Raw genomic sequence first — 21,814 nt, 5'->3', positions numbered from 1 at the left:
ATGAATAAGTTCATTAAAAGTATCCTATCCTTCTCGCTTAAGAATAAGTTTTTTATCTTTTTTCTGACGGCTCTGGCTGTTGTGGCGGGAATTATCAGTTATCAGAATACCCCCATCGAGGCCTTTCCAGACGTTACCAATACACAAATTACGTTAATCACCCAATGGCCGGGCCGATCGGCCGAAGAAGTCGAGAAGTTTGTTACCATCCCTATTGAAATTGGCCTGAACTCCGTTCAGAAACGAACGGATATTCGTTCGACCTCACTCTTTGGTTTATCGGTGGTAAAAGTGATGTTCGATGATGGGGTCGACGATGCTTTTGCTCGCCAGCAGGTCAATAACCTGCTCAGTGGGGTTGAATTACCCGAAGGTATCCGCCCCGATGTGCAGCCCCCTTATGGCCCAACTGGTGAAATTTTCCGGTACACTCTTCAGTCGCCAACCCGCACAGCCCGCGAACTTAAAACCTTGCAGGACTGGGTTATTGACCGCCAGCTGAAAGGCGTGCCCGGGGTAGCGGATGTTGTGAGTTTTGGTGGCGAGGTGAAAACCTACGAGATTTCGGTGGACCCCCGCCGACTGATGGATTACAACATTACCCCATTACAATTGTACCAGGCCGTAGCCAATTCCAATGTAAACGTGGGGGGTGATGTCATTGAGAAAAATTCCGAAGCGTATGTGGTTCGGGGCATTGGCCTGTTGCGCAATCAGCAGGATATCCAGAACATTATTATTAAAAATGCCAATGGGACGCCCATTATGGTGCGGAATGTGGCTCAGGTTTCTCAATCGGCATTACCGCGATTAGGGCAGGCCGGGCGCGACCGTCAGGATGATGTTGTGGAGTGTATTGTAATCATGCGGAAAGGGGAAAATCCCAGCGAAGTCATTGAACGGGTAAAAGACAAGATCAATGACCTGAACACGAATATTTTGCCTTCCGATGTCCAGATTAACACATTCTATAATCGGGAAACCCTTATTCACTTTGCTACGCATACCGTAACCCACAATTTGATTGAGGGTATCATTTTCGTAACGGTTATCGTTTTTATTTTCATGGCCGACTGGCGAACCACCGTCACCGTATCGATCGTGATTCCGCTGGCCTTGTTGTTCGCCTTTATCTGTCTGCGTCTCAAAGGGATGTCGGCCAACCTCCTCTCCATGGGTGCCATCGATTTCGGGATTATTGTGGACGGTGCGGTTGTGATGGTCGAGGGCATTTTCGTAACACTCGATGAACTGGCCCATAAAGAAGGCATGCCGAAGTTCAACCGATTGGCCAAACTTGGTTTGCTTCGCAAAACGGGTACCGAAATGGGGAAAGCCATTTTCTTTTCCAAGCTTATCATTATCACCTGTTTAGTACCCATTTTCTCGTTCCAGAAGGTAGAAGGAAAAATGTTTTCTCCATTGGCCTGGACGCTAGGTTTCGCTCTGCTCGGTGCCCTGTTGTTTACACTCACCCTGGTGCCCGTACTTGCGAGCATGCTGCTCAATAAAAATGTAAAAGAGAAGCACAATCCATTTGTCAACTTTGTGACCCGGTATGCAACGCAGATCTTTGGGTTTACGTTTGCTCACAAACGAATTAGCCTGATTGTAACGACTATAGTTGTTGCCATTGGCTTATCTGGGTTTAGCCTTCTGGGTACCGAATTCTTACCCGAACTAAATGAAGGTTCCATTTACGTGCGGGCTACCATGCCTATGGCGATCTCCTTACCAGAATCGGTACGACAGACGGTCCAGATGCGGCATATTTTTGAGGAGTTTCCAGAAGTTAAAGGGGTTATTTCGCAGACAGGCCGCCCCAACGATGGAACTGATCCAACGGGGTTCTACAACATCGAATTCCTGGTCGACATATATCCCCAGGAGGAATGGAAAAGCAAAATCTCAAAGGAGGAGCTTGTCGATCAGATGCAGGCAAAACTGGCCGTTTTTCCGGGGGTGAACTTCAACTTCTCGCAACCCATTATGGATAACGTAGAAGAAGCGGTTTCAGGCGTAAAAGGGTCTATTGCTGTAAAAATCTACGGCCCCGATCAATCCATTCTGGAAAATAAAGCCACTGGAATTCAGAAGCAGTTAGCCACCGTCAACGGGATTGAGGATCTGGGGGTTATTCGAACTACCGGGCAGCCTGAGATGCGCGTTGAACTGGATGAACGAAAGCTGGCGTTGTATGGTGTCAATAAATCCGATGCCGAAGCGGTAATCGAAATGGCGATCGGTGGTAAAGCCGCCACTCAAATCTATGAAGGTGAGCGCAAATTTGATTTACGGATTCGGTACGATCTACCCTTCCGCTCCAACGAAGAGCAGATCAGCCGATTGATGGTACCGACCGAAACGGGGAGCATGATACCGATTAAGGAAATTGCGCAAGTCTATACGCAGACAGGTCCGGTCCTGATTTTTCGGGAAGCGAACCAACGGTACGGAGCCGTGAAATTTTCGGTACGAGGACGGGATATGGGTAGCGCCGTAGCCGAAGCGCAGCAAAAAGTTCAGGCAAATGTGAAGCTTCCGGCAGGATATACGGTAAAATGGGCTGGTGACTTTGAAAATCAGCAGCGAGCCACTGCCCGATTGGCTCAGGTAGTCCCGATCAGTTTACTGGCCATCTTTTTCATATTGTTTGTCTTATTTGGTAATGTGAAGGATGCAGGATTGGTTCTGTTTAATGTTCCCTTCGCCATCATTGGCGGTATCGCTGCCTTACTCGTAACCCACGTAAACTTCAGTATCTCAGCAGGTATCGGATTCATCGCGCTCTTCGGTATTTGTATCCAGAACGGCGTTATCCTGATTTCGGTCTTTAAGAAAAACCTACGGAGCGGCTTAAGCCTCAATAACGCCATCCGGGAGGGCGTTGTATCTCGTATCCGTCCCGTTGTGATGACAGCCATGATGGCGGGTATCGGTTTGATCCCTGCAGCTATATCGCATGGTATTGGTTCAGAAACAGCTCGCCCGCTGGCGATTGTTGTTATTGGCGGATTGATTACCGCTACATTACTGACCCTGTTTATTTTTCCACTTATTTTCTACAGTTTCTACCGTCAGAAATTAGATGAGAATTAAAAACACGCCGTTAGGTAATTTTGCGCTCGGTTTTTCCGTTTTATTTCAAAGATTATTATAAGATTTGTAATCAAGAGTTCAGGCAAGAATTTTAAGACCAAAAACTCATTTAAAAAAAAACTTGCGTTGAATTTAAAGAAATTGCGTAGTTTCGCATAACAATCCTTTACAAAGGGAAGGTTGAACATCAAGATCTGGCGGCCGCCCGGTCGTCAATCTTGAAATGGTGTGGATAGAAGCGGAAAGCCGCCCCGATTTTCGGAGCGGCTTTTTTGTATTATATCCATTTGTTCATTTAATCATTTTTACACTAGCTTTAACGGATTTTTAATAACCTTTTCAACTCCTTTTAATTCGCTCATCCGACCTTGAACTTGCAAGCAGGCACGTTCTTTTGATTTCTGATCTTGTTGCCAAATCAACGTGCATCTAGCTTTTTGGAAACTAATAATTTGTTCTGCCGTTTTTAAATCAGACAAGAGCTATGTATGTTGCCGACATGAAAATTCTGGTAGTTGAAGATGAGCCAAAATTGGCATCCTTTGTGCGAAAAGGATTGGAAGAGCAATCCTGTGAAGTGGACGTTGCCTATGATGGCCAGCTTGGTCGTACAATGGCCCTCAATAATCTCTATGATGTGATTATTATGGACATTAATCTACCGAAGATGAACGGCTTTGATGTCGTCCAATCCATCCGACAGGAGAAAAATCGTACCCCTGTCCTGATGCTTACGGCAATGGGCTCTGTGGATGATAAACTGACTGGCTTCGAAGCGGGTGCCGATGATTACTTAGTTAAACCGTTTGAGTTTCGCGAACTTATGGCTCGCCTGCGTGCCCTTACCAAGCGTAACACGGAAGGGAGTATGCAGGCAAATGTTCTGAAAGTAGCGGATTTGGAACTGGACCTAAACGAAAAAATAGCCCGCAGAGGAGCTAAACGAATTGAGTTGACAGCCAAAGAATTCGGGCTGCTCGAATACCTGATTCGCAACCGGGGTCGTGTGGTTTCCCGTGTCGACATTGCTGAAAAAGTCTGGGATATTCATTTCGATACAGGTACTAATGTGATTGACGTATACGTTAATTTCCTTCGTAAGAAGATTGACAAAGACTTTCCGAAAAAACTCATTCACACGGTAATCGGAATGGGGTATATGTTGAAAGAAGAATAATTAGGAATTAGGAGTGAGAAATGAGAATGGCTGGCGCAAACTTTTTATAGAGTGCCAGCCATTCTCGCTTCTCGCTAGTAGCGCTTAAGTTCTTAAAAATATGAACATTCGTACTCGTCTTACGTTGCTGTTTATGCTGCTGGTCGCTTCGATCATGCTGCTCTTCACCATCTCGGTTTATTACCTCTACGATCAATTCCGACAGCAGGAGTTTGAACAACGATTGGTAGAAAAAGCCCTGACAACCGTTCGATTACGGGAAGACGTTGGCGAAGTACCGCAGAATGATCTGCCCGTTATGGCCGATGAGCAGGTGACCGTTTATAATTCGCGAGGGGTTATTCTATATAATCAATACAACCAGCGGCCCCGATTCCCAATCTCACCCGATTTTTTGTCAAAAATAACCCTCCGTCATCCTCAATATGCCCGCACTGGCGACCTGGAAGCCATTGGGGTCCGGTACATAAACTCAAGAGGAGAATCTTTATTTATAGTTGCTTCTGCCAATGATCGCTATGGATTTAGTAAACTGGATCGGTTACGCGAGATTTTGTTTTTTGGGTGGTTGTTAAGCCTGTTTATCGTTGGTATTGCTGGCTATCTGTTTGCCACCGATGCGTTGCGGCCTGTGGCTGAACTGATTACCCAGGTAAACGCCATATCTGCCACCAACATCCATGAGCGCTTACGGGTTGGTCGGCAGCGCGACGAACTGGCCGATCTGGCCCGCACCTTCAATGACCTGCTTACCCGACTCGAAGAAGCCTTTGTGTTTCAGAAAAGTTTTGTTTCCCATGCATCGCATGAGTTACGGACCCCCCTAACGGTAATGATGGGCCAGATTGAAGTTACACGCCTGCAAGCCCGATCGGCCCATGAATATGAGGTTGCGTTCGATGCCTTACTTGATGAAGTAAAAAGTATGATCAGACTGGTAAATGGGTTGCTCGAATTAGCCAGAGCCAGTTCAGACGTTGTTACGCTTAACTATCAACCTGTTCGAATCGATGAATTGTTATGGCAGGCTCAAAGTCTGCTTGTCAATAAAAAACCAGCCTATCAAATCGATATTGACTTTGATAATTTACCTGATCAGGAAGAGGACTTAGTGATAAATGGGGAAGAATCACTCTTGCAGACTGCCTTCCAGAACTTAATGGAAAATGGTTGCAAATATTCTTCCGATCAGCGTGTATCCGTTCGTATCGCTTTTGAAGCTGGCCAAGTTCAACTCACTTTCTCCGATAATGGGTATGGAATTCCAGCCAGTGATCTACCGCATATTTTCGAACCCTTTTACCGATCTGAGACAACGATGACAATAAAAGGTCATGGGATCGGCCTGGCCCTCACTCAACGAATTATCGAACTCCACCGGGGACAGATTAAAGTTGATTCAACCGTTGGGGTAGGTACAACCTTCCGAATTACTCTACCCAGTTCACATCGTCTTTTGCCTATTCCTTCTGAAACCAGGCCGACCGAAGAGAAATCTGCGAAGTCCTATTCGTAGGTTGCAAGGAGATATCCTCTCCTAAGGGGGTTTAATTAACGTTTTTACAACTTCTGCCGTAGTTAAGTAAACTTATTGTATCAGCCCAATGACAGGCCAGTATGTATGCTCTGCCATTGAACCTATTTTGACTTACAGCCTTTTTTTTACTGGCAATGACATAAAAAAACCTCCCGAACAGGAGGTTTTGGGAAAAAGTGCGAGTAGATTCAATTACTGCTTAACGTCTTTTTTCATGGCTTTGGCCTCTTTCTTCATATCCTTTGCGGCATCCGCTTTAGCATCATCGCCTTCTTTTTTAGCCTCTTTCTTCATCATCTTGGCGTCGTGCTTCATTTTTTTGTGCTCCATTTTGGCGTCTTTCTTCATGTCATCCTGAGCATACGCTGCACCCGACATCAAAATGGCTGCCACAGCAGCAATCATTAACTTCTTCATTAGTCTATCTGGTTTAAGTGGTTCATTACATTCATAGAACCTACCGTACGGCGAATTGTTATTAAACCTTGATTAAAGAAGTGTATGCAAAAACGACTATCTGGACTCGATCAGTTTCCCGATTTAGGGGATTTTTTTCGGGCTTTTACTGACGATGGCCCTGTTCGAACACTACTGGCAGCATCTACTTTCGTCGGTTTATCCGTCGAATTATCGGTTGCCTGAGTTTGGTACTGATCGTTTGTTAAACCCGTTCCGGCAACGGTCCCCTGCTCCTTCTTATTCGAGGCCGATGCTGCATCCGTAGACGTACTCGTAGTGGTGGGTGTTTTTGCGCCAGTAGAACGTTTGCCTGGCTTTTGTTGTGCAACGGCCGTGCCGGTCAACAGCAAAGCGACAACCAGGGTGGCAAGTGTATGTGTCATAGGTATAACTCGTTTTAACGTGAGTAATACCTATAACAACTCAACAGGTAAGGAGGAGTTTTCGTGAATTGAAGAATCTACGGCAACGGTCCTAGCTACGCAATAACTTTAAACTCTGATGTCAGGTGGAATAGTATATCAGGGTTATTCTGCTGATTCATTCGCAGCATCCAGTCCGATTCGGCCAGAAAAACCGGATTTTGGTCCTTATCGTAGGCAATTTGGTTCCCTTTCAGACGAATAAATTCAGCCAGTTTAGCCGGATTTTCGGACGTAATCCAGCAGGCCTTGGTATAGTTTAGCGGTACCCAGCGACATTTTGCACCGTATTCGTTCTCCAGTCGATATTGAATAACCTCAAATTGCAGTTCACCCACTGTACCGACAATTTTTCGGTTACCTAACTCCAGATTGAACAATTGGGCCACCCCTTCATCGGTCAACTGCTGAATACCTTTATCCAATTGCTTCGACTTCATCGGATCAAGATTAACCAGTTCCTTGAAGATTTCGGGCGAGAAACTGGGAATCCCCTGGAATTGTAAGTCTTCACCTTCAGTCAACGTATCGCCGATTTTAAAGGTACCTGTATCATACAAGCCAACGACATCACCCGGAAACCCTTCTTCTACCACGCTCTTGCTATCGGCCATGAAACTGAACGGGCTGGCGAATCGCACGTTTTTATCGAGCCGGGTATGATGGTAAAACTTATTCCGTTCAAACACGCCCGAACAGATGCGCAGAAAGGCAATCCGGTCGCGGTGGCGCGGATCGAGGTTGGCGTGGATCTTAAACACAAATCCACTGAACGCTTTTTCGTCGGGCAGCACTTCACGCTTGTCGGTTGGGCGTGCAATCGGCTCGGGCGATATATCGCAGAAGCCTTCCAGTAGCTCTTTTACTCCGAAGTTATTCACGGCCGAGCCAAAGAATACCGGAGCCAGTTTCCCATCCAGATAGGCCTGTCGGTCGAATGGATCATAAACCCCCTCAATCAGCTCAACATCTTCCCGAAGTTGGGCGGCATCGCGCTCGCCTACTTTTTTATCAAGCAGCGTATCTTCCAGCTCGATCGGCAGCACGTCGTCTTCTACTTTCGTTTTATTGACTTTGAAGAAATATAACTTTTTCTCGATCAGACTGTATACCCCTTTAAAATCCGACCCCATATTGACCGGCCAGGTCATCGGCCGAACCCGGATGTTCAGCTTTTCTTCCAGCTCGTCCAGCAGGTCGAATGGATTACGGCCTTCCCGGTCCAGCTTATTGATAAATATGATTACGGGAGTGTCGCGCATCCGGCACACTTCCATGAGCCGCTCAGTTTGTTCCTCTACGCCTTTCACGCAGTCGATCACCAGAATCACACTGTCGACGGCCGTCAGGGTCCGGTAGGTATCCTCCGCAAAATCTTTGTGACCAGGCGTGTCTAGAATATTGATTTTCAGATTATCGTACTCAAAGGTCATCACCGAAGTAGCTACAGAAATACCGCGCTGCTTCTCAATTTCCATAAAATCTGACGTGGCTGTCTTTTTGATTTTATTGGATTTAACAGCTCCAGCCGTTTGAATAGCTCCTCCAAAGAGAAGCAGTTTTTCGGTAAGTGTGGTTTTCCCGGCATCCGGGTGACTAATGATGGCGAACGTCCGCCGACGGGCGGTTTCTGCCTGTATGTTCGTTTGCATTATTCTCAGAATCAGTGCGCAAAGTTACGAAAAAAGGAGCAGGGAGGAAAGGGAGTAGAGGGAGGAAAGGAGAAAAGCTATTAAACCAGCAAAACCTTTCCTCCCTCTACTCCCCTTCCTCCCTGCTCTCCTTCCCTATAAAAACGCCCAGAATAAAAGCGCCCAACCGGCTATCATCGCCAGCCCGCCCAGGGGTGTAATGGCCCCTAGCCAGGTTATGCCGGTAAAACACAGCACATACAGTGAGCCGGAGAATATAATTACTCCACCTAAAAACGAATAACCTGACCAGGTAAGCAATTTTACTATCGTCGGGTTACTACCAAACGTATGCATCAATAAGCCAACCAGTACGAGTGCCAGCGCATGATAAAACTGGTATTTAACGGCCGTTTCAAACGTCGCCGTTCGGCCCGATGCTTCCAGCATAGTTCGCAGGGCATGCGCTCCAAATGCTCCCAGGGCTACCCCTAGCAAGCCCAACAAAGCACCTGATTGAAGAAAAAATTTCATAGTAACTAACTGGTATTTAAAAGGGCTTTACGGATTATCGGATACGACTCTTACGGTGAATTGACTACACAATCAGCGTAATCAATCAAATCACAAAAACCCTGGTTTAGTTTCGACTGCCAAAAATAGCACTCCCAACCCGAACCAGGGTACTGCCCTCCTCAAGGGCGATGCGATAATCTCCACTCATGCCCATTGAAAGCTCCCTGAATCGTACATTCTTTCGCTCCTGTTGAGCCAGTTTGTCGTAGAGTTGCTTAAGTCCACGAAACTCCTGCCGGATTTTTGCTTCGTCATCCGTATTGGTAGCCAGCCCCATCAGCCCAATCAAGCGAATATTTGAGAGCGTATCTAAGGCAGGTTCATGCAGTAATGCCTCTGCTTCGTCGGGCGAAAGGCCATACTTCGTTTCTTCATCGGCAATGTGAATCTGCAATAAGCATTGAATAATCCGGTGATGTTTAACTGCTTGTTTATTCACTTCCTGCAGCAGCTTCAGGCTGTCGATCGAATGAATCAGCGTAACAAACGGGGCAATGTATTTTACCTTATTACTTTGCAAATGCCCGATCAAATGCCATTCGATATCGGCAGGCAACTGGGGCTGTTTCTCTACCATCTCCTGCACTTTATTTTCACCAAATCGATGACAACCGGCCACGTAGGCTTCACGAATCAGCGCCACTGGTTTGGTTTTTGTCACAGCAATTAATTTGGCATGTTCGGGCAATGAACCCTCAATTTGATGAATAGCTTCGGCAATCATAGGTGCTTATTTTATGACCTTCTACGAATCGTTTAGTATTATTGTGCAAAACAAGACAATAAACAGCCTTCCAGGCTAGTTTTGGTAAGGATTTTAACCATACTTGATCGTTTAACCCATAGTATATGGAACCTAGACCTCAGCCTCGAAATAACAGCCGCAGCTATTTACTGGTCGCTCTGCTCGTGTTAGCGGCTCTTAACGTGCTGCTATTATACTTTTACTATCAGGAGCGGCAAGACAATAAAACCAAAGACGCTACCATTGCCGCCAAAACCGAGGAAGTGTTGATTGCTAAAACAAAGCTCGACTCGATTTCGGCGCAATTGGACGCTAAAATTGCTGAAATCCAACAACTTGGCGGCAACATCGATTCGCTGATGAAAGTAAAAGCCCAGTTGGAAATTGATAAAAATCAACTCAGGAATGTAGGTTCCTTCGACAGCAAAAAATACGATCAGAAAATCCGAAACTATCAGGCAATACTCGCTCAGAAAGATCAGGAAATTGCTCGACTGAAAGAAGAAAATGGCGTATTAACTCAGCAAAACGCCAGTCTTGCCCAGGAAAATACAGGATTAAAAGCGGAGCGGCAAACACTTAGTGATTCGGTTGTGGCTGTGGCGGCTAAGAATCAGGAGTTGAACGAAAAAGTAACCATAGCTGCTGCGCTCCGAGCCGAGAACATATCGGTAGATGCCATCAACAAGCGCGGCAAAGAGAAAGATGGGGGTACGTACAAAGCAAAACGGATCGACAAAATTAAAGTATCGGTTCGACTGGCTCCCAATGGGTTAGCCAAACAGGAAGAGAAAGAACTCTATATGCGTATCCTGGATCCGACGGGTGCCGTCATTTCCGATCTGGCAACAGGCTCCGGCGAATTTACTTATGGCGGGCAAGGTATGATTTACACGGCCATGCAACGGTTCAATTTCGACAACAGCCGTCAGACGGTAGACTTCATTTATGGTCGTGGTGGTCAACGCTTCAACGAAGGCAAGCATATCATTGAAATCTACTGCGAAGGTTTCCGAATTGGAGAAGGCGAATTCACAGTGAAGTAAAAAATAGCAACTAGTAACGGGCAAGGGGGATTGGGTGGACGATTGTTTTACTCAATCCCCCTTGCCCGTTACTATTTTTTTTCCTATCTTTGCGCCCTCATTTCAACCAATTCAAAAAATGTTTCTGAATAACTACGAAACGGTGTTCATTTTAACTCCCGTTTTATCTGATGCTCAGATGAAGGACACCGTTGACAAGTTCCGGAAAGTGCTCACCGATAATGGTGCGGAACTTGTTCATGAAGACAGCATGGGTCTGCGTAAACTGGCCTACCCAATCCAGCACAAGAACACGGGTTACTATCAACTCTTCGAGTTTAAGGCTCCGGGAACGATCATCGAGAAGCTCAACACGGAGTATCTGCGCGATGAACGTGTGATCCGTCACCTGACGGTTTCGCTCGACAAACACGCTGTTGCCTACAATGAAAAGAAGCGCAATGGCTTAGTGGGTAAGAAAAAACAAACCGAAAACGCCTGATAGGTCCCTGATCATGAGCTTACAAAACGAATCCGTCTCGAAAACCGAGAATCGCAAAAAGTACGACCGCTTTAAGAAAGCCGGTATCAAATACATCGATTATAAGGATGGTAACTTCCTGCTGAAACTGCTGAACGAACAAGGCAAGATTCTGCCCCGTCGGCTAACCGGCACAAGCCTCAAAAACCAGCGTAAAGTGGCCCAGGCTGTCAAACGCGCTCGTCATTTAGCCATCCTGCCTTACGTAGGCGATTCACTAAAATAGTTTTCAGTAGTCTGTTTTCAGTATTCTGCCGCCTTCCGGTACCAGAGCTGTAAACTGTAAACTGTAAACCGAAAACTTTTTCAAAAATGGACATCATTTTAAAAACTGATATTGCCGGCCTGGGCTACAAAAACGATACCGTTACGGTGAAGCCCGGCTACGGCCGCAACTACCTGATTCCTCAGGGATATGCAGTAATGGCAACCGAATCGAATAAAAAGATTGTTGCCGAAAACATCCGCCAGGCTGCTCACAAAGCCGAGAAAATCAAAAACGATGCACTCGCTTTAGCTGAAGCCATCGGCGATATTACGCTCTCTATCCCTGCAAAAGCGGGGGAAAGTGGCAAAATTTTCGGTCGTGTAACCAATACCCAGGTTGCCGAAGCCCTTCGCGAAAAAGGTTTCGACATCGACCGGAAGAAAATCACCGTTGACGATGTGAAGACTCTCGGTACTTACGAAGCTTCGCTCGATTTGCACAAGGATGTGAAGCATAAAGTGAAATTCGAAGTCGTTTCTGCTGAATAAGCCATACCGACTCATCCTGAAAACGGCCTGCCTGTCGAACGACAATGCGGGCCGTTTTTTTTTCTGTTATTAACTGACCAGGAACCCTGTCCGAAGTCCCATAGAACAACCATCACAAAGCACTAGTTTGATTATTATGCGCTGATAATCAAGAGGTAATGGCGTATTATTTTTAGCAGTAAACGGAGCTAATCAACCCGTTTTTTTGTTAAAATAGTATGAAGCTCCATACTGATTTTTCGCCCGAAGCCCTCCCCAACCGCATGGGTCTAAAGAGCCGGATCGTAACCCTCGGCTCTTGTTTTGCAGACGTAATAGGAAGCCGATTAGCCGACCATAAACTATCCGTTCTCAACAACCCGTTCGGTACCGTTTTCAACCCTGTTTCTATAGCAAAGCTAGTAGCAATGGCACTAGCTGGAAATCTACCCGACGAAAATCGGTATGTAGAGCGTGATGGTGTCTGGTTTCATTACGATTTCCATTCATCGTTCTGGGCCTTTAGTCGGGATGAACTCCGCCCAAAATTGATGAGCTGTCTGAAGGCTACGGCTGAAGCCATTCAAAAAGCAGACTTCCTGCTCCTAACTCTCGGCTCGGCGGTTGTTTATCGACACATTGAAACCGGGAAAGTGGTGGCCAACTGCCACAAAATGCCAGGGCATCTGTTCGAGAAATACCTTTATCAGATCGACCACCTGCGTGACGACATGGCACGGCTGCTGAAAACCCTGCATAAAGTTAACCCTACTCTTAAAATCGTTCTGACGGTTAGTCCGGTCCGTCATACCCGCGATACACTCCCCTTAAACAGCGTCAGTAAATCGATTTTACGCGTTATTGCCCATGAGCTTACCATCTGGAACAACTGGGTGTTCTATTTCCCGGCTTATGAATTAATGATGGACGATCTGCGCGATTATCGTTTTTACGAAACGGACCTGATTCATCCCAATGCACAGGCACAGGATTACATTTTCGAAAAATTTGCTGAAAGTGCCTTTGATTCCGACCTTAGGGCCTTTATTCCTGAGTGGGCACAGATACGAAAATCGCTGGCTCACCGACCGCTTTATGGTGAAACGAGTCCGGCCCATCAGGCATTTCTGACTAAGTTATTGTCGCAATTAGAAACATTATCGAACCGAATCGATGTGTCGGCGGAACTGGCTGACGTACGTGGGCGTTTAATTTCTCAGGAGAAGGGAGAAAAGGAAAAAGGAGAAGGGATATTTGCCTGACACAGCTTCCTTTCATACCCTTCTGCCTCTTCCCTTTTTTATGTCTGATTATCGATTATCACAAGAAGCCGTTCTGCGGGCGTTAAGTACCGTTGAAGAACCTGATTTAAAGCGCGACATCGTTTCGCTCAACATGGTCCGCGACGTAACTCTGGGCATTGGTTCCGTTCGGTTCACGGTCGTACTAACCACCCCGGCCTGCCCGCTAAAGGAAGTCATTCGAAAACGCTGCGAAGATGCCATTCATACACACATTGGCGCCGACGTTCAAGTGACCGTCGATATGACATCCGATGTAACGTCAACCCGGAATAACGCCCCTACGCTACCGGGCGTAAAAAATATCATCGCAGTTTCATCAGGGAAAGGTGGCGTGGGCAAATCGACCGTTACGGCCAATCTGGCGATTGCATTGCATAAATCCGGTGCAAAAGTCGGGATTATTGATGCGGATATTTACGGCCCATCCATGCCTACTATGTTTGGCGCTGAAAATATTCAGCCGCGTATTTTTCAGGTTGATGGCCAAACCAAGATGGAGCCTGTTCAGCAATTTGGCATCAAAATGCTGTCGATGGGTTTTCTTGTAGACCCTAACCAGGCCATTATCTGGCGTGGAACAATGGCTGGACGTGCTTTGCAGCAATTTTTCTCGGACGCCGACTGGGGCGAACTAGATTATTTACTGATCGATATGCCTCCCGGTACGGGCGATATTCACCTAACGCTGGTCCAGACGGTTCCGGTAACAGGTGCTATTATCGTGACTACCCCGCAAAAAGTAGCACTGGCCGATGCTACTAAAGGTCTGGCTATGTTTCGTCAGCCGCAAATCAACGTACCTGTGCTAGGGGTTATCGAGAATATGTCGTACTTCACCCCTGCTGAACTACCTGATCATCAGTATTATATTTTCGGGAAAGGGGGCGGGCAATTCCTGGCCGATCAATTCAGTGTCCCTTTATTGGGTCAGATTCCATTGGTACAGGGGATTCGGGAAGCTGGTGATGAAGGTCGCCCGGCTATTAGTGTTGGCGAACCCATTGCTAGCGAAGCATTCCGATCAGCAGCCGAAGCAGTGGCTCAGCAGGTAGCCATCCGTAATGCAAACCTCGACCGAACTGAACGGGTACAGGTTGCATAAATCGCATAGAACATATAAATTTACCGTAAATCAATTATTTAATGGAAACGGTAGTTACCAACAACGAACTGATTACGAAAATTGAACGTGCCCTCGATAGTATGCGTCCTTATCTGGCTGCCGATGGAGGTAATGTGAAAGTACTGGAAGTTACTGATGATAAGACTGTTCGGCTCGAATTGGTTGGTTCGTGTGGTTCATGCCCTATGTCGTCCATGACTTTCAAAGGTGGCCTAGAAGAGGCCATTCTACGGGCCGTACCCGAAATTACTAAAGTAGAAGCCGTTAATATTACTCCAGCTTTTTAGACGAATTTTATGGGTTACATTAGGTAATCCACGTAAGCATAAAATCCTTATCAGCCATAGGCACAAGTCTCTGTGGCTGATAAGGTAAAACATGATTTCCGGCTGGCTCTTATCACAGATGGCCTTATGCATTAATCTGAACGCCAAAAAAGGCGTTTTTTTTGTTTCTTTGCATCCGTACATTCTCATCAAGTTCAGTGAAAATAGGCATTTTCTTTGGAGGTCCAGCGCGCGAACGCGAGGTATCATTTGCGGGTGGCCGCACAGCATTAGCCAACTTAGACAAGGGCTTATTTGAGCCAGTTCTGATCTTTGTTGATGGACGGGGGCGTTTTAGACTCGTTACGCCCGAATTCCTGCAGGCTTCATCGCTTCGGGATGCGTTACCGCAGGATGATTCCGGCTTTTTAGTCTATGATGAATCGCTCGCAATCAACCAACTGGAGGCTATCTTTCCCGAGCTACGTCCTGAACATTTTCGGGACTATTTTGATATCGCTTTTCTGGCGATGCACGGCCCAAACTGCGAAGACGGTGCAATTCAGGGGCTTCTGGAATGGTATCATATGCCTTATACAGGTCCGGGTTTGGTTGGATCGGCTGTCGGTATCAATAAAATTCTGCAAAATGAACTGATTACGCTGGCCAATGGGCAGCAGAAAAAAACGGCCACCATTAGCCGGGATGCCTATGAACAAGCTGATAAAACCCAGTTTTTTCAATCGCTTACGGAGCATTTAGGATTACCTATCGTCGTTAAGGCTCCACATCAGGGTTCATCGATTGGCGTTGCGATTGTCCGCGAGAATGATTTAGAGCAGTTTTGCCGGGCTGTGGAGCAATGTTTTTTCACCATGACGATACAACCCGATGGCTGGAGTAAGCTGAGTGAATGGAGCCAGTTATCGTCGGAAGAAAAACAGGAACTAGCCCAGAAAATGGTTAGTCTTGATTCAGGCATAAGCTTTCCCGTTGTCGTTGAACAAACAGGTGAAATAATCAATCACCCTAAGGACTTTATTGCAAAACTCGACGCTATTCAGAATAATCCAGCCATAAGTCTCGCTTCATTGAATGCCGAAGATGAAGTACTTTTCGAGGAATTTATCAGCGGTCAGGAGTTTTCATGCGGGGTTATTCAGGATGATGACCAGGTTGCCATTGCCCTTCCGCCCACCGAGATTTACAACGTGACGAGTTTTGATTTTGAGTCAAAATACAAGCTCAGTACCACCAAAAAGCGTATCCCTGTTGAAACAAGTCTGGAAAATAACCGTAAGATTCAGTTGGCTGTAGAGCAGGTCTTTGCCCGTCTGGGTATAAATGTGTATGCGCGAATTGATGGATTTCTTACGCCGGCAGGCGACGTCCTTCTGCATGACCCCAACACGATACCAGGTATGTCGCCTTCGTCCCTCATTTTTAAGCAGATGGCCGAAATCGGACTCAATCTGGCCAATTCACTGACTTATCTTATCCGGCAATCGCTTCGGGAGCGTATTCGTACTGGAAAAGATACGTTTCATCTTAAAAGCCTGCTGGCTGATCTGGATGCCCAGCTAGCTCATCGTAAATCAAATCCATTGCCGGAGCGTGTAATTTCGTTTGGCAATAGCGATGAGCAATTCGTAGCGGCCAAACAGCAATACAATGAATTAGCAGCCTCGGGTACGGTTCGCCCATCGCTGATGTACATCAAAAGCAAACAGGAAGCCTACGAAATCCCGGTCAACTTACTTTTTAAAGATACCATAACCGAGCTAGAGGCTGCACTCAGCCAACCAAGGCATCCGCTACTCGTCGAAACGACCGAACGGACCCGGCATATCACGGAGCGGTATTTAGTCAATTAATTTACGGTTTGATTGGTTAGTAAGGAATACGAACACCCTTACTAACCAATCAACTCTTTCTATAGCATTACCGGCTGACCAGTCCGTACCGATTCGTCGCAGGCAAACGCAATTTGCAAACTGTTAACAGCGTCCTGCATATGATCCGTCAGATCAAGGTTTTCCTGAATGGCCTTTAAAAAATAGCGCTGCTCCCGATTACACAACTCCTGATGGTCAGGCTCATCCTGCATATCGATCCAGGTATCGCTTTCTACAAATTGGTCCTGCTGGTCAAGTTTAGCCCGATGCACCCGTAACGATTCCGTTTTGGTGTGAGAGTCCACATTGTCTGACTTCCCGGATGCGCCTGCATTTTTGGCCACAATCGACACACAACCATCCGGTCCAATAACATCTTTTACAAAAAAAGCGGTTTCACTCATCATTGGCCCCCAACCTGCTTCATACCAGCCCACCGAACCGTCTTCGAACCGAATCTGTAACTGACCATAATTGTAATTATCAACCGGAATATCATTCGTGAGTCGGGCCCCTATTGCGTTGACCTGCAAAGGTTTCGAACGCGTCATCTGGCACATTACGTCAATATAATGCACACCACAATCAACAATCGGGCTCAGACTTTTCATCAAATTCCGATGCACCGTCCACATAGATCCATGACTCTGTTGATTAAGGTTCATCCGCATTACGAGCGGTTTCCCTAATTGCTGAGCGATTTCAACAAATTTTTCCCAGGATGGATGATGCCGTAAAATATACCCGATCACTAGCTTCTTATCGGCCCGCTGGGCGGCTTCCATCACACGTTTAGCTCCCTCCACGGTATCGGCTATCGGTTTTTCCATAAACACATGGCAGCCCTGCTCAAACGCCATCAACGCAAAAGCCTCGTGGGTATCAGGGTATGTCGAAATACAGACCGCATCGGGTTTGGTGGCGTCAAGGGCCGTTTTATAATCATCATAGAGGGGGTATCCTCCACCCAGGCGTTCATTCAAGACAACCTTACTATTTCCGGTCGATACGAGACCACAAATTTCGAAGCCCCCGATGGTTTTATACGCAATAGCATGCGATGCTCCCATGTTGCCGCAGCCGACAACGAGCACCCGCAAGGGTTTAGCAGAACTTGACATAATGTTGGTTTAAACCTGTGAAAACAACTCTGAAGCAACAAAAATAGTGTACTGTTTTCATTTTACCCTGTTGCATTTCCGTCTTATACGTCCCTTTGCCCGGATACAGCCCGATCTGAGAGCAGCTAACGTATCAGTACATATTCTGTCCGGTTGCGAACGAGCTTTGTCCAGTAGCGGACATGCCAGCAATACCCAGTCAGACACAACTATCTATATATCAGACACTTATTAACTTGGCATACGCTTTGGATTAGTATACGAGAACAGTAAACAACCATTTATAACATACTAAACACAATACAGCCATGTTAACGCTAATGAGCAAAGTTGTCGCAACCATCCTGGTAAGTACCTTTACCTTCACCAATCCAACTACGCCGAAAGGTCTTTCATTCGATGCCAGTGCTTTTGTCACTGCCAATAATCAAATTCGGCTTGCTGTCAATAAGAGTGGTGAGAAGCCTGTTTTGATCGTACTTCGGAATAAAAGTAATGAGGTGTTATTTCGCCGGAGTCTAAGCAAAAATGAATCGACCTATGCGGTAAAATTGAATATCGATGACCTGGTAGATGGGACGTATGAATTAGAGTTTAAATCTGACGAAGGCAGCATCATTAAACAAATCACTTTAGGCCCTGCACCCGTTCAAAAGATATCCCGAATTGTCGCCATGCAGTAAGTCCATATTTCTAATAACTACACAACCCAGATGAGCGCTCATCTGGGTTGTGTAGTTATTAGAAATATGGATTCTGCGCTGATTACGGAACCTGTACACTGACCTCATAATAGTCGATGGTAGGCGGTCCTGCAAAATAATTACTCATGTGTTTAATGACTCCCTGCAAAAAACCATTGCTTTCAGCAGCCTGTCTATTAGCTTCTGTATCCCAGAGGGTGACCATTAACCCTTTATTTGTTTCAGGATTGCTTAGCATCCGGCAGTTTTTAAACCCTTCATGATTCTGTAAAGCAGGAGCAACTGTACTCTGAAAATAGCTTACAGCTTCATCAATACTGTCTGGCTTAAACGAAAATTGGATAACGCGTGCGTACATTGATCAACAGGTTAAACGTGAGGATTATATAAAAAGAAAATCTATTCTGTAACTGGAGTCGCCTGCCTTTACTAAGCCAGATCGACCTATCAGACTAGTCAACGGGGTTAAGACACCCCTTTAAATTCGTCCTGTTCAACAAAAGGCTGGCTACGCAACCGTTTGCCCGTTGCTTTAAAGATAGCATTGGCAACAGCAGCTCCAGCCGGTGGCAATGACGGCTCACCAAGACCCGTTGGCTCGATTTCGTTCTGTACAAAGTATACTTCAACCTCGGGTATCTCCGCCAATCGAATTAATCGATACTCATTGAAATTCTTCTGCTGTGGTACACCATCCTTAAACGTGATGTTTCCATACATTGCATGTCCAATTCCATCTACCACACAACCACGAACTTGCTGCTGTGATCCACTCTGGTTTATCACAACTCCACAATCGGCAACCGAATACACTTTCTGAAGCACTGGCTTCCCTTTTTGCATCACCACTTCGCCTACCTGAGCAACATACGACCGGTGCGAAAAATAGACACTAAAACCCTGAGCAAGTAGTTTCCCGTCGGGCCCTTTCTTTTTGCCCCAGCCCGATTTTTCAGCCGCTAATTCGATTACGCCCTTCATCCGGTCAATGTCGTACTTAATTTCTCCAACGGGTTTTTGTTTGGCCTTATCCAATAATTCCAGTCGAAACTGTACAGGGTCTTTGCCAGCGGCATGGGCTACCTCATCTAAAAACGACTGCTCTGCAAAGGCCAGGAAATTTGTAACGGGTGCCCGCCATGGGCCAATCGTAATAGGCGACTTATGGTATACGCTATCGATCAGCAGGTTATCAACAGCTCCTGACGGGAAATTATCCTGGCGTGTTGCATTAGCCTCATTCATACCTACTCCACGAAGCTTATAGCCAATTATATTCCCCTGTGCATCCAGAGCGGCTTCGAACCGATAGCGAACGGCTGGGCGATAACTTCCCCCGGTCATATCATCTTCTCGCGTCCAGATTAGTTTAACCGGCGCCTTAACTAACTTCGAGACCTGCACCGCTTCGAGCACGTAATCGGCTTTCAGGCGACGCCCAAATCCTCCACCCATACGAGTAAGCTGCACCGTCACTTTATCGGGCGATATACCCAGTAGCTTAGCCGTTTCGTTGCGGGCTAGTTCGGGAGTTTGCGTTGGCCCTACCAGTTCTACGCCATCCGGGCGAACATGCGCGAAGAAATTCATCGGCTCCAGCGGATTATGTGGCAGGAATGGACACTGATATTCCGACTTAATTATCTTAGCAGCATTTTTAAAAGCCGCTTCTACATCACCATCCTTCCGTCGAACTGTTGCTTCGGAACTATCCAGCATTTCTTTGAATAGTCGATTATGATCCGCCGTACTTTCGAGGGCATCCGCTTTTTCCCAGTCAATTTTAAGGGCATCTTTAGCCTTTTTCACTTGCCAGGTCGATTTCCCTACAACGGCTACATTATTATCGAATGTCACAACATCAATAATTCCCGACATGGCTTTGGCCGCACTGGCATCCAATGATTTCAATTTATAGCCAAAAGCGGGCCGCTGCAACATGGCAAACACCATACCTTCCCGGTAGAAGTCCAATCCAAACAGTGGTTTGCCCGTAATGATTTTGGGGTTATCAACGTTTCTGACTGTACTACCAATCAATTTAAAATCTTTGATTTCTTTAAGCTTTACATCAGCAGGAACCGGAATCTGAGCGGCTTCAGAAGCTAACTCCCCATAAGGCAACTGGCGTTTACTAGCCGAATGCATCACCACCCCTTTCGTGGTCGAGCATTCCGATACAGGCACATTCCAGCGTTTAGCAGCCGCTTCTAAAAGCATCTGGCGAGCAGTTGCCCCCGCGACGCGCAATCGTTTCCACGAATGTGGAATCGAGCCACTCCCTCCAGCCACTTGTCGCTCAAACTTTTTTGTATCGAGTGGGGCCTGTTCAACAACCACCTTTGTCCAATCGGCATCGAGTTCTTCAGCGACGATTATCGGGAAAGCGGTTTTGATGCCCTGACCAACTTCGGGATTGGGTGACAAAATAGTAATTATGCCCTGGGGGTTAATAGACAGATAACTATTGAAATCAACACCCGGTGCAGCAGCCACTCCAGCTTCCATCACAGGTGCAGCCCCATCGGCATTCGTCCAGTTAAAACCTAAAACCAGGCCTCCACCAGCCAGCGAAGCAATTTTCAAAAAATCTCTTCGATTGGTATTAGCTATCTTCTGCATAACTATTTTGTTTTTGGCGTTTTAGAAGAACCAGATACAGAATGATCAGCGGCAACCTTTACGGCTTCCCGAATTCGATGATAGGTACCACAACGACAAAGATTACCCGTCATCGTTTCATCGATTTCGGCCTCTGTTGGTTTCGGATTCCGCTTCAGAAGGGCAGCCGCTGTCATAATCTGACCTGCCTGACAGTACCCACACTGAGGCACATCAATCTTATCCCAGGCTAGTTGCACCGGATGAGTTCCGTCAGAGGACAGTCCTTCTATAGTTGTTACTTTCGACTTACCCACTACAGAAACCGGCAATACGCAGGAGCGGGTGGCTTCGCCATTCAAGTGGACGCTACAGGCCCCACACTGGGCAATACCACAGCCGTATTTTGTACCGACTAATCCGAAATGATCGCGTAGCACCCATAAAAGTGGGGTGTCGGGATCTACATCAGCCTGATAGCTACGACCGTTTACGAGTAGTTTGAAGAGAGCCATGAATTTGCTGGATTGACAAAGTAGAGCTAATGTACGAAAAGTAGGCAGTTTCTGATCTCTACTTATTCAAGAAGGTTGTAAAACAGAAAAGGCCTGTCCTACTTGGACAGGCCTTCCGATTTCATAGGTGGCACCTACCTACTCTCCCGCTTGTGACAGCAGTACCATCGGCAGTACGGGGCTTAACGGCTCTGTTCGGGATGGAAAGAGGTGTTCACCCGCCTTAACAGCACCAACCTATTGACTCTTCTGAGTACAGATCCCCTGCACTCTATATCAATGTAGCTTTCAAAGACCCCACAGAAAGAGATTGCCAATCACTCTATCAACACAAGTTT

22 protein-coding genes and 1 rRNA gene are annotated in these 21,814 nt (G+C 46.5%); 12 read left to right on the top strand and 11 right to left on the bottom strand.

Going from position 1 to position 21,814, the window contains the following annotated elements:
* A complete protein-coding gene (locus tag B153_RS0118930) occupies window positions 1-3,099 on the top strand; it encodes an efflux RND transporter permease subunit (protein ID WP_020598313.1) in 3,099 nt (1,032 codons plus the stop codon).
* A 305-nt stretch (window positions 3,100-3,404) separates the two neighbouring features.
* On the opposite strand, the gene B153_RS38275 is transcribed toward B153_RS0118930, so the two are convergent.
* Window positions 3,405-3,578, bottom strand: coding sequence for a hypothetical protein (locus B153_RS38275; protein ID WP_211221692.1), 174 nt, complete (start codon window positions 3,576-3,578; stop codon window positions 3,405-3,407).
* A 20-nt stretch (window positions 3,579-3,598) separates the two neighbouring features.
* On the opposite strand from B153_RS38275, the gene B153_RS0118920 reads away from it, so the two are divergent.
* Window positions 3,599-4,276: a response regulator gene (locus tag B153_RS0118920; protein WP_211221693.1), complete on the top strand. Its 678-nt coding sequence runs from the start codon at window positions 3,599-3,601 to the stop codon at window positions 4,274-4,276.
* Window positions 4,277-4,376: 100 nt separating this feature from the next.
* Complete coding sequence (locus B153_RS0118915; protein WP_020598310.1) at window positions 4,377-5,792, top strand: sensor histidine kinase; 1,416 nt, start codon at window positions 4,377-4,379, stop codon at window positions 5,790-5,792.
* 213 nt (window positions 5,793-6,005) lie between these two features.
* Here B153_RS0118915 and B153_RS0118910 read toward each other — a convergent pair whose 3' ends face one another.
* The 5 genes from B153_RS0118910 to B153_RS0118890 form a co-directional block, all read right to left on the bottom strand.
* A complete protein-coding gene (locus B153_RS0118910) occupies window positions 6,006-6,230 on the bottom strand; it encodes a hypothetical protein (protein ID WP_020598309.1) in 225 nt (74 codons plus the stop codon).
* Window positions 6,231-6,340: 110 nt separating this feature from the next.
* The gene (locus B153_RS0118905) at window positions 6,341-6,655 is read right to left on the bottom strand and encodes a hypothetical protein (RefSeq protein ID WP_020598308.1); all 315 of its coding nucleotides are present in this window, start codon (window positions 6,653-6,655) and stop codon (window positions 6,341-6,343) included.
* A 95-nt stretch (window positions 6,656-6,750) separates the two neighbouring features.
* Complete coding sequence (locus B153_RS0118900) at window positions 6,751-8,346, bottom strand: peptide chain release factor 3 (protein ID WP_020598307.1); 1,596 nt, start codon at window positions 8,344-8,346, stop codon at window positions 6,751-6,753.
* Window positions 8,347-8,481: 135 nt separating this feature from the next.
* On the bottom strand, window positions 8,482-8,859 hold the full coding sequence (locus B153_RS0118895) for a DUF423 domain-containing protein (RefSeq protein ID WP_020598306.1): 378 nt from the start codon (window positions 8,857-8,859) through the stop codon (window positions 8,482-8,484).
* Between the two features lie 106 nt (window positions 8,860-8,965).
* Window positions 8,966-9,625: a YggS family pyridoxal phosphate-dependent enzyme gene (locus B153_RS0118890; protein ID WP_020598305.1), complete on the bottom strand. Its 660-nt coding sequence runs from the start codon at window positions 9,623-9,625 to the stop codon at window positions 8,966-8,968.
* Between the two features lie 125 nt (window positions 9,626-9,750).
* Between B153_RS0118890 and B153_RS0118885 the strand changes: the two genes are divergently transcribed.
* The 8 genes from B153_RS0118885 (at window position 9,751) to B153_RS0118850 (ending at window position 16,514) form a co-directional block, all read left to right on the top strand.
* Window positions 9,751-10,692 carry a hypothetical protein gene (locus tag B153_RS0118885; protein ID WP_020598304.1) on the top strand — a complete coding sequence of 314 codons (942 nt, stop codon included), beginning with the start codon at window positions 9,751-9,753 and terminating at the stop codon, window positions 10,690-10,692.
* A 118-nt stretch (window positions 10,693-10,810) separates the two neighbouring features.
* Window positions 10,811-11,173 (top strand): 30S ribosomal protein S6, encoded by a 363-nt coding sequence (gene rpsF, locus B153_RS0118880; RefSeq protein WP_020598303.1) that lies wholly within the window; start codon window positions 10,811-10,813, stop codon window positions 11,171-11,173.
* A 13-nt stretch (window positions 11,174-11,186) separates the two neighbouring features.
* Window positions 11,187-11,438, top strand: a complete 252-nt coding sequence (rpsR, locus tag B153_RS0118875) for a 30S ribosomal protein S18 (protein WP_012925715.1) — start codon at window positions 11,187-11,189, stop codon at window positions 11,436-11,438.
* Window positions 11,439-11,524: 86 nt separating this feature from the next.
* Window positions 11,525-11,968 carry a 50S ribosomal protein L9 gene (gene rplI / locus B153_RS0118870; protein WP_020598302.1) on the top strand — a complete coding sequence of 148 codons (444 nt, stop codon included), beginning with the start codon at window positions 11,525-11,527 and terminating at the stop codon, window positions 11,966-11,968.
* Between the two features lie 218 nt (window positions 11,969-12,186).
* Window positions 12,187-13,209 (top strand): GSCFA domain-containing protein, encoded by a 1,023-nt coding sequence (locus B153_RS0118865; protein ID WP_020598301.1) that lies wholly within the window; start codon window positions 12,187-12,189, stop codon window positions 13,207-13,209.
* A gap of 40 nt (window positions 13,210-13,249) precedes the next feature.
* Window positions 13,250-14,353 (top strand): Mrp/NBP35 family ATP-binding protein, encoded by a 1,104-nt coding sequence (locus B153_RS0118860; protein ID WP_020598300.1) that lies wholly within the window; start codon window positions 13,250-13,252, stop codon window positions 14,351-14,353.
* Window positions 14,354-14,394: 41 nt separating this feature from the next.
* Window positions 14,395-14,661: a NifU family protein gene (locus B153_RS0118855; protein ID WP_020598299.1), complete on the top strand. Its 267-nt coding sequence runs from the start codon at window positions 14,395-14,397 to the stop codon at window positions 14,659-14,661.
* Window positions 14,662-14,858: 197 nt separating this feature from the next.
* A complete protein-coding gene (locus tag B153_RS0118850; protein WP_020598298.1) occupies window positions 14,859-16,514 on the top strand; it encodes a D-alanine--D-alanine ligase family protein in 1,656 nt (551 codons plus the stop codon).
* 59 nt (window positions 16,515-16,573) lie between these two features.
* On the opposite strand, the gene B153_RS0118845 is transcribed toward B153_RS0118850, so the two are convergent.
* The gene (locus B153_RS0118845; RefSeq protein ID WP_020598297.1) at window positions 16,574-17,656 is read right to left on the bottom strand and encodes a Gfo/Idh/MocA family protein; all 1,083 of its coding nucleotides are present in this window, start codon (window positions 17,654-17,656) and stop codon (window positions 16,574-16,576) included.
* 320 nt (window positions 17,657-17,976) lie between these two features.
* Between B153_RS0118845 and B153_RS0118840 the strand changes: the two genes are divergently transcribed.
* Window positions 17,977-18,339, top strand: a complete 363-nt coding sequence (locus B153_RS0118840; protein WP_020598296.1) for a hypothetical protein — start codon at window positions 17,977-17,979, stop codon at window positions 18,337-18,339.
* Window positions 18,340-18,421: 82 nt separating this feature from the next.
* On the opposite strand, the gene B153_RS0118835 is transcribed toward B153_RS0118840, so the two are convergent.
* The 4 genes from B153_RS0118835 to rrf all read right to left on the bottom strand — a co-directional run bounded on the left by B153_RS0118835 (window position 18,422) and on the right by rrf (window position 21,713).
* Entirely contained in the window at window positions 18,422-18,718 is a 297-nt protein-coding gene (locus B153_RS0118835; RefSeq protein WP_020598295.1) for an antibiotic biosynthesis monooxygenase family protein, read from the bottom strand.
* A gap of 107 nt (window positions 18,719-18,825) precedes the next feature.
* The gene (locus B153_RS0118830) at window positions 18,826-20,982 is read right to left on the bottom strand and encodes a xanthine dehydrogenase family protein molybdopterin-binding subunit (RefSeq protein ID WP_020598294.1); all 2,157 of its coding nucleotides are present in this window, start codon (window positions 20,980-20,982) and stop codon (window positions 18,826-18,828) included.
* A gap of 2 nt (window positions 20,983-20,984) precedes the next feature.
* Entirely contained in the window at window positions 20,985-21,476 is a 492-nt protein-coding gene (locus tag B153_RS0118825; protein ID WP_020598293.1) for a (2Fe-2S)-binding protein, read from the bottom strand.
* A gap of 125 nt (window positions 21,477-21,601) precedes the next feature.
* A 5S ribosomal RNA gene (gene rrf, locus B153_RS0118820) occupies window positions 21,602-21,713 on the bottom strand.
* Window positions 21,714-21,814: the final 101 nt, after the last annotated feature.

Origin of the sequence: Spirosoma panaciterrae DSM 21099 (genome assembly GCF_000374025.1) — a bacterium.
GTDB lineage: Bacteria > Bacteroidota > Bacteroidia > Cytophagales > Spirosomataceae > Spirosoma > Spirosoma panaciterrae.
Note: the sequence above shows the minus strand (reverse complement) of the source record. Positions and strands in the feature narration are given on the sequence as shown.